At 43.4% G+C, this 1,923-nt stretch carries 2 protein-coding genes and 1 pseudogene; all 3 read left to right on the forward strand.

What is annotated here, in order from left to right:
* Window positions 1-117, forward strand: a pseudogene (locus Q0507_RS09750) (DUF4446 domain-containing protein); the annotation flags it as partial.
* A gap of 510 nt (window positions 118-627) precedes the next feature.
* Window positions 628-1,083, forward strand: a complete 456-nt coding sequence (locus Q0507_RS09755) for a M23 family metallopeptidase (RefSeq protein ID WP_367268449.1) — start codon at window positions 628-630, stop codon at window positions 1,081-1,083.
* A gap of 208 nt (window positions 1,084-1,291) precedes the next feature.
* On the forward strand, window positions 1,292-1,870 hold the full coding sequence (locus Q0507_RS04290) for a cob(I)yrinic acid a,c-diamide adenosyltransferase (RefSeq protein ID WP_298712917.1): 579 nt from the start codon (window positions 1,292-1,294) through the stop codon (window positions 1,868-1,870).
* The last annotated feature ends 53 nt before the right edge of the window (window positions 1,871-1,923 follow it).

Genomic DNA, 1,923 nt, shown 5'->3' on the forward strand with positions numbered 1-1,923 from the left:
ATTGTGAAAGGTAAAAGTTTAGTAAGTCTTTCACAAGAAGAATTAGAAAGTTTGAACGAAGCGTTGGGCGAACGTACCAATGAGGAAGCGTTGACGAGCGCCATCGTTTCAAAATAAGGAAGGTTTATGTTGAAATTACCGGCATTCATTTCAAACAAAGTTGAAAGAAATGGTGACAACTGCATATTGACGTTAACCACCAAGCAGGCGAAACTCGTTGCTATTATTGGATCTGTAGTATTAGTCTTGGCATTGGTACTCGGCATTTGGGGCATTGTGCGTCAAGCTGAGGTTGTGCAATTACGTCAACAAACGCAATTGCAATCGGAACAGTTAAAATTGTTACAACAAAAAACAGAGGTTCTCGATAAGAAAATTCAAAACTTGAATCAAATTAGCGAAGAGAACAAGCAAATGCTGAAGGGCGCTGAATCTGGCACACCATCTCAAGGTGGCGGGGACGGTAGCGACCCAAAGGCGGTAGCCGCTGATGAAAGCGAAGTAAAGACGCTAACAGCGGCACAATTATCCGCTCGATTGTCCAAAATGGATAAGGAAGCACAAAAATTGCTCGTTGGCTTCTATACGATGCGCAACATCCTTCGCGATGGTGGCGCGCAAGACTTGATGGCATTGCAATCCATTAATTTCTCCGCTGGCTCTGGTGGTGCTGTGAACAGTACGACACCTAGTATTTGGCCAAGTAAGGGCGTTATTACATCTCCATTTGGTAGTCGTGTTGACCCTGTTACGGGCGCTATTGGTGCGTTCCATGAGGGGATCGACATTGCGGATGAGTATGGCTCCCAAATCGTAGCTACTGCAGCGGGTGTTGTAACCTTTGCGGGTTATACAAACGGCGGTTATGGTAACCTCGTTGAAATCGACCATGGCAATGGCTTTGTTACTCGTTATGGCCATAATAGTGCCGTATTGGTAACGGTAGGGATGAGCGTAAAACAAGGTCAAACCATAGCCTTGATGGGTAGTACTGGTAAAAGTACGGGTGCCCACGTTCACTACGAGGTACGCCTCAATAGTGCGCCTGTAGATCCTATGATCTTCTTGCCAATTAGCAACTAGTGACCTTATGATTGTATCCCCATTAGCCACAATATAAGCTTGCGTTGTAATCGATGGCTATACAATTTTCTAATTGTGGGGTAAATAATCTAATATATTTTATAAAAAAGAACTTGCTATGCGTGCAAATGCACTAATAGCAAGTTCTTTTTCTTTTCTTTTGTATATATATATTGTAAAATAAAAGTATATGAACGGAGGTATATCTATGAAGGCCTATGTACAAGTTTATACCGGCGAAGGCAAGGGCAAAACGACTGCCGCAATCGGCCTAGCTATTCGCGCCATCGGCGCGGGCAAGAAAGTCCTCTTTTTACAATTTATGAAATCGAAAGTATATAGTGAACATACTATTTTACCTACCTTAACAAATCTAACCTTAGAAACTGTAGGCAAGCCATTCTTTATCATCAAAGAAGGGATGAAGAGCAAGGACGAACTCGCTAAATGGGGCGATGAAGTCGTTGTTTTTGAATCTGGCAATCCGCCAAAAGACTATGTGGCGCTTATCGAAAAAGGCTACGAACGTGCATTTGCTGCCATTGGTAGTGGTGAGTACGATCTCGTTGTTCTTGATGAGTACAATATGGCCCTCTTCTTTGAACTCATTTCATGGGATAAAACCAAGGCTTTGCTCGATGCTCGTCATCCGGAAACGGAACTCGTATTTACGGGCCGTGGGGCTCCTCAAGAGTTGATCGATGAGGCAGACCTCGTAACGGAAATGAAAGAGATAAAACATTATTACCTTCAAGGCGTAATGGCTCGAAAAGGTATTGAAAACTAATCATAGGAACACCTAAGGAGGTGATGTGGTTGAGTACAGTGGCTATTGTGGCC

It is taken from the genome of uncultured Veillonella sp. (assembly GCF_938010505.1).
In the GTDB taxonomy this organism is placed as follows: Bacteria; Bacillota; Negativicutes; order Veillonellales; family Veillonellaceae; genus Veillonella.